The organism is Streptomyces sp. NPDC002851, from assembly GCF_053591935.1.
This window is the reverse complement of sequence record NZ_JBSFUT010000003.1, coordinates 351,704-357,936: the sequence shown is the minus strand read 5'-3', so window position 1 is coordinate 357,936 and position 6,233 is coordinate 351,704. Positions and strand designations below refer to the sequence as shown.

General features: G+C 67.1%; 6 protein-coding genes and 1 pseudogene. 3 read left to right on the top strand and 4 right to left on the bottom strand.

Annotation, left to right across the window (positions count from 1 at the left end; translation table 11 throughout):
• Window positions 1-50 precede the first annotated feature (50 nt).
• The 3 genes from ACWD10_RS05330 to ACWD10_RS05320 form a co-directional block, all read right to left on the bottom strand.
• Entirely contained in the window at window positions 51-632 is a 582-nt protein-coding gene (locus tag ACWD10_RS05330) for a tyrosine-type recombinase/integrase (protein WP_451087179.1), read from the bottom strand.
• 68 nt (window positions 633-700) lie between these two features.
• Complete coding sequence (locus ACWD10_RS05325; RefSeq protein ID WP_451087178.1) at window positions 701-1,456, bottom strand: hypothetical protein; 756 nt, start codon at window positions 1,454-1,456, stop codon at window positions 701-703.
• Between the two features lie 234 nt (window positions 1,457-1,690).
• Window positions 1,691-2,332, bottom strand: coding sequence for a hypothetical protein (locus tag ACWD10_RS05320; RefSeq protein ID WP_451087176.1), 642 nt, complete (start codon window positions 2,330-2,332; stop codon window positions 1,691-1,693).
• Window positions 2,333-2,714: 382 nt separating this feature from the next.
• Here ACWD10_RS05320 and ACWD10_RS05315 point away from each other — a divergent pair, with 382 nt between their 5' ends.
• From ACWD10_RS05315 to eccCb, 3 genes and pseudogenes are all read left to right on the top strand, one after another.
• Complete coding sequence (locus ACWD10_RS05315; protein WP_451087174.1) at window positions 2,715-3,077, top strand: hypothetical protein; 363 nt, start codon at window positions 2,715-2,717, stop codon at window positions 3,075-3,077.
• Window positions 3,078-3,614: 537 nt separating this feature from the next.
• Window positions 3,615-4,103 (top strand): annotated as a pseudogene (locus tag ACWD10_RS05310) (FtsK/SpoIIIE domain-containing protein); the annotation flags it as partial.
• A 68-nt stretch (window positions 4,104-4,171) separates the two neighbouring features.
• On the top strand, window positions 4,172-5,335 hold the full coding sequence (eccCb, locus tag ACWD10_RS05305; RefSeq protein ID WP_451087233.1) for a type VII secretion protein EccCb: 1,164 nt from the start codon (window positions 4,172-4,174) through the stop codon (window positions 5,333-5,335).
• Window positions 5,336-5,770: 435 nt separating this feature from the next.
• Here the strand turns inward: eccCb and ACWD10_RS05300 are convergent, their stop codons facing one another.
• On the bottom strand, window positions 5,771-6,223 hold the full coding sequence (locus ACWD10_RS05300) for a hypothetical protein (protein ID WP_451087172.1): 453 nt from the start codon (window positions 6,221-6,223) through the stop codon (window positions 5,771-5,773).
• Window positions 6,224-6,233: the final 10 nt, after the last annotated feature.

The window sequence follows — 6,233 nt, the reverse complement described above, 5'->3', positions numbered from 1 at the left end:
ACGGTGCCCAGCGGCCCCCGACGGGACGCGTGGATGCGCGCCGGAATCCGTCACGCGGGGGCCGCTGAGGGGCGGAGTGCGTCCTGCATGATCGTTCGGCGGCGGTCCCACGCCTCGGGGACGAGGTGGCCGTAGATGTCGACGGTCGTGGTGATCGACTTGTGGCCGAGCCAGCGGGAGACCTCGTGGATGGGGATGCCGTGCGCCAGGGCCGTGGAGGCGAAGAAGTGGCGCAGACTGTGCGGCGTGTACTTCGGGGTGCCGTCGGGTTTGACGAGGCTGGCGGCCTTGAGGGCCTTGGCGAAGCGGTAGCCGTAGGTGGCGAGGGTCGGCATCGTTGCTTCGGCCTTGCCGAAGGGGAGGAAGAGCACGTCCATGGCACCGCCCCGGCGCGTGCCGTACTGGTCGAGGTGGGCGGTGATCTCCTCGTCGAGAAACCGGGGCAGGGGGATGTCGCGGTACTCCCCCTCGGTGCGGTGCTTGAGCGGGACGAAGGGCCGAGTGCAGTCTGCACGGTTGGCTTTGCGGCTGACCTGCCAGCGCAGCCGGAGGAAGTCGCCGCGGCGGCACTGGGTGGCGAAGGCGAGGGTTTCGCTGATCACGTGGTTGCGAGGCAAGGACAGCGGCCGCATGGCTCGTGCATGATCCGCCACCCGGAGCTCGGACGATCCCCTGACCGGGCAGCCGCTGCCGCCGGTCCCTACCGGCAGGGAGGGATGTCCTCGTCATCGGTCAGATTCACTTCGGCGACCGACTCGATGAGCCGACGTCCATGCCGGTCGCGGTACCAGGCCATCACCGGCTCCCGCCGCGGCACCTCGTATGTCGTGAGCCATCCGTGCACGGCTACGTGCGCGTCCAGGTACCACCTATTCCACGGGCTGGACGCCTCGGCGACCTCCGGGACCAGCCCGCGGAAACGCGCTGACGGCACGTCCAGTCCCCAGCCCTCTCCCCGGCCGGCCACGGGAACGGCTTCCCGCCACGAGCGGTCGCCGTAGATCGACTGGCCAAGAGCGCAGGACTCGATCAGATTGACTGCCGAGCTGGCGACCCAGGTATCCGGTCCGGTCACGTCCACACCAATGCGGCCTGTGGCCCAGTCGAGCGTCAGCAGCCATCCGTCGATGTCTCCGACCGGCAGGATCCAGCCGTTCGATGGGACCCGCCACCATCCTGGCCCGTCCAGTTCGTCGAAGCCAAGGACATAGCCGCGATGTTTCCCACGGCACTGCGGCCTGTCCGAGCAGAACCGCAAACCTCCGACGCGGGCATTGAACGCGAGCATACGTCCCAGACCGCCCGGGGGGCCGCTGACGACTCCGCCCGTGGCGTCTTCGCAGCGGTACGCGGCCCGCAATCGCTCCGGATCTGCTGGCGGGGACCGGTGGCCATGGGTGGCCAGGAAGCGCTGGGCGCGAGTGGTCAATGCGGCCGGATCGTCCATCACGTGCACGCAGGCACGCTACCCGGCCGAATCGGTCGGTGCCCTGGCTCCGACCTGGCCCGGCATACACCTCCCCCGTCGCCCCGCGGATGACTCTGTGCTCATCGTCGACGAACACATCCGCGCCGCAGAACGTCACATAACAACTGGTCGTACGCGGGGATTTCCCGCTGGCCGCTGTCATTCCCCCGTGCCAACGGCGGCGGCTCCAGTACACGACTGGAGACAGTTGAGAGCGTCCGGTCAGTAGATGTGGAGGGACACCCCACACAGGCCCAGCCCTTCAGCAGCAGCCTCCCGCCACATGCGCGACGGCCCATCCAGGACGCTCTCCTCGTCAGCCGAGTAGCCCAGCCAATCCTGGTCCTCGGCCGCGGCGCGCTCGTCGACGGTGAAGCCCAGAGCCTCCTCCACCTGAGGCAACGATTCGCGCACCTGGGCCGAGGTGAGAAGGAAGTTGCCGCACCAGCCAGGAATTTGGGCAGCACGGCGAGGGCCGATGGCATGGAACAGGGAGCAGACGGCATAGTCCTTCGATTGCACGGACAGGAACATCTGGCTGACCTCGTTGGCCTGTTCCCATACATCAGGGAGCCAGAAGCCGTCATCTGGCCCGGCCCCGCCGTGGTAGAGGTCGTCCAGGCTCGCGTCGATCACCATCCGGTGGAAGGAGTCGATCGCCTCGGCCTGCTCAGCGTATTCACGCCCAACAGACCGCCCCCAGGAGCGATAGTCCGGCAGAGGCTGCCGCTCCCAGCGCCGCCACCGCTGCTTCCCCACCGGATCAGCCCGGGTCGCCTCGAGCAGCGGCAGCGTCCGCGGCGCCAGCTCGCCGATGAACTCGTCATCGTGGGCGGTGACGGCCCACGCTGATGTAATCCCCATACCGGCCGAGCGTAGGCCGCGCCACTGACACCACAGTGACCCTCGCGCCTGGCACTCGGCACCGAGCACAGCTACCGAAACCGTCCCTACCGCGGTGGAGGAGTGGTGGCCGATGGTATCGATGTTCGAGGAGTTGGCGGCCCGGGAGGCTGCCGGCCCGTACCCGAGGGAAGAGCTCGAGGCTGAACTCGCGTATCTGACCAGGCGTTTGGAGGAGGACGCGCCGGATCAAAGCGGCCAGCTTCACCCGTCAGAAGCCCCTCAAGTTACCGGGGTTCATGGTTGCTGAAGCTGGACCACCGCAGGTCCAGCATCCTGCCGATGCCGTTCGGCAGGATGTCATGCAGTGGATGGCGTGTCTCGCGTGGGTGAGTATCGCGTCATGGAACGCATCGTTGACCTTGATCGGGCCGCCGTCGAAATCACCGAGCGCCGGCGAAGCTGGAAACGCGCTGGCCTGGTCGTGGAAGCTGTGACCTGGCGGGACGAGGCAGCGCCGTGGCCGCAGGACCTCGAGACGGAGCGAGGCCGGGTTGAGGATCCCGACTCAATCGGCGTGATGATCTCAGGCCCCAATGGGGCCGAGCTCGGCGTCGTCTTGTTCCGAGGGGGCTGGGCGGACGTGGACGCTCTCACGCTCGCTGGGGATCTCGTGACCGAAGCTCCGACAGTGGACTCACCTATGCAGTTCGGCGTGCTGCTCGACAACTGCGTGGTCCGCACTTTCGGTGTGCTGGCAATGTAGGCGGTCACTTGTCGCTGAGTCCGCCCCCGCCGAGTCGACGTTGGAGGCGGGGGGATCTCTCCGTGTGCGGCAGCCAGTCTCTCTTCGAGTCCCCGGACCGTTCACGGTGTGTGGCGCGTTCGCGGCGCAAGGACTCGGTCAGTGCGTGGATCACCGTGCCATCGTCGCTGGATGCGGTCTCGGCAGGGATACGGTTGCACTCTGCTCCTAGCGGCGGAGGGTTTCGATGCTTCGCCGCAGGTCCGCGTGTGCGTAGAGAAAATCGCACCGACGAGCGCCAGCTGACCATCGAGACGTCGTCGTCCTCGACGGCGCGATGATGCCAGCCACCTCGCTGCTCGCCGCTCCAGAGGGCCTGCAGGGTGTCACCGTCGTCGAAGGGATCGACGGCATGCTCGAAGAGCCTCCCGGCGGTACGCCTCGGCAAGCTCCGCCTCGAGTCTCAAGGCGACGTCGTGTACGAGGGCGAGCCCGACGGCCTCTCCCTCATCGAGGCCGACGTACTCGCCCGCCGTCTTGCGCCCCTCCGGATCGGCGGTGACGACGACGAACCCCTGCTCGCTAATCTCGATTTCACCGACATGTTCGACCTCGGCGACGCGGCCTTGGTGGACGTCACCCGCACCTGGCGCCCTCGCTCCACCGCCGAACGCCTCCGCGTCCCCATCGGCGTCGGCGAAGACGGCGAACCCGTCATGCTCGACCTCAAGGAGGCGGCCCAGGACGGCATGGGGCCCGCACGGTCTGTGCGTCGGCGCTACTGGCTCCGGCAAGTCAGAGCTGCTGCGCACTCTGGTCCTCGGCCTGGCGGTCACCCACACCTCGGAGACCCTGAACTTCGTCCTCTCGGACTTCAAGGGCGGCGCGACCTTCGCGGGCATGACGGACCTCCCGCACGTCTCCGCGGCGATCACCAACCTCGCTGACGACCTCACCCTCGTCGACCGCATGGGCGACGCCATACGCGGCAAGCTCCAGCGCCGCCAGGAACTGCTCCGTTCCGCAGGCAACTTCGCCAACATTCACGATTACGAGAAGGCCCGTGCCGCAGGCCAGGCCCTCGAACCCCTGGCCTCCCTGGTCCTGGTCATCGACTGGGCGATGTCTTCCTCCTCATCGACGGCTGGGGCGCCTTCAAGAACGACTACGAGATCCTCGAAGGAGTCGTCGCAGACCTCGCCACCCGCGGCCTCGGCTACGGCATTCACGTCGTCGCGACCATCTCCCGCCACATGGAGATGCGCGCCTCGATCAAGGACCAGCTCCTGGCCCGCCTCGAACTCCGCCTCGGCGACACCATGGACTCCGAGTTCGACCGCAAGGTCGCCGCCAACATCCCCGTCGGCATGCCCGGCCGCGGCCAGACGCCGGACCACCTCCACTTCATGGCGGCCCTGCCCTGCATCGACCAGAGGGCCGAGGACGAAGACCTCTCAGACTCCACGGCCCGCTTCGTCCAGACAATCCGCACCGCCTGGAACGACCCGTCCGCCCCGACCGTCCGCCTCCTGCCCCGCAAGGTCCCGGCAGACCACCTCCCCAAGGGCTCCGAGTCGGCGGACAAGGGACTGGCCATCGGCCTGGACGAAACGAACCTGGCCCCGGTCTACGTCGACTTCGACACCGACCCGTTCTTCTTGGTCTTTGGCGAAAGCGAGTCGGGAAAGACAGCCCTGCTCCGCCACCTCACCCAGAAGATCTGCGAGCGCTACACCCCGGACGAGGCCAAGATCGTGGTCGGCGACTACCGCCGCTCACTCCTGGAGGTCGTCCCCTCCACCCATCTCCTGGAATACGCCCCAACGGTAAACGCCCTCGGAACCCACATGGAGGCGGTCACCCGCCTCATGGAACGCCGCCAGCCCCCGGACAACGTCACCCCGCAACAACTCCGCGACCGCAGCTGGTGGACCGGCGCCCAACTCTTCATCGTCATCGACGACTACGAACTCGTCTCCACCCAGGCCGACAACCCGCTCGCCGTCATGGTCGACCACCTCCCCTTCGCCCGCGACGTCGGCGTCCGCTTCATCATCGCCCGCAGCACGGCCGGCGCCTCCCGCTCGATGTACGAGTCCTTCATGCAACGCATCAAGGAACTGGGCGCCCAGGGCGTTGTGTTGTCTGGCGACCCCAACGAGGGCGAGATCCTTGGCAACGTCAAGGCGACCCCGATGCCCCAAGGGCGCGGACACTTCGTATCCCGGAAGAGGGGGACGCCGCTGGTGCAGTTGGCTTGGATGCCGGATCTGCGATGACAGACGTCAACCCCCTCATCTTCGTGGCCATCGTCATCGGCCTTGTGATCCGAGTGGCCGCGTGGCGCAGACGTTCGGCCCGACTGGCAGTGCAATGGGAGGCGCTCCAGAGGCAGCGAAGCCAATCACGCGGCACCTATCTCGTACAGGTCGCCCGCGTCTATCAGCGCGCCCGCCGCGGCTCGAAGGCCGTGATCACCTGGTGCGACACCGGATCAACCCAAGACGCCTGGTTCTGGGACTGGCACGTGCCTCCCGGCGCATACATTTTGGTTCCGGCCAGAGCGGCTACGGTCCGCACAACCTCAACCCCAACGTGCTCTATGTACACCGCAACCAGGTCCACGGCTGGGTGCCAGCCCAGGCGCCGCGGGCTGCGCAAAGACTCAGGCACTGACACACGTCCGACACGCCTTATGGCGCAGGAGTGCACGTCTACATGGGCAGGCGCTCAGGATTCCGAGGCGACTCGACCAGGTCCCTATCCGCGGCGACGATGACCGCGTTGAAAAGCCAGAGCAGTCGGTACGCCCGCGTGGCACCGAGGATGAGGGTGGCTTCGACCATCCAATGGACACCACCGCTGTCGGCCTCAGTGACGTCGAGGATCATGGCGAGTAGGCAGGCACCCGAGATCAGCAAAGTAGCCGACAGGATGCTGACCCAGTTCCGTCGGAACTGAAAGCCGAGGTGAGGGGCAGTCCGGAACTCCCGCATGCGTTTGCCCGAGGCCGCGGCGTACTGCGCGATCGCCGCGGTGACGAAGCTGCCCACCAGAGCGACGACGGTGGCCACCGTCGTGTAGATGTTCAGGCGTTGTTCACGCTCAGGCTTGCCGAGGATGTCGCCGCTGCCGGTAGCCAGGACCCAGGCCAGATGCAGTCCCACGGCGGCGCCG

Coding starts and splice junctions, on each gene's coding strand:
- ACWD10_RS05330 (WP_451087179.1), bottom strand. CDS start 632: ATGCGGCCGCTGTCCTTGCCTCGCAACCACGTGATCAGCGAAACCCTC.
- ACWD10_RS05320 (WP_451087176.1), bottom strand. CDS start 2,332: ATGGGGATTACATCAGCGTGGGCCGTCACCGCCCACGATGACGAGTTC.
- ACWD10_RS05315 (WP_451087174.1), top strand. CDS start 2,715: ATGGAACGCATCGTTGACCTTGATCGGGCCGCCGTCGAAATCACCGAG.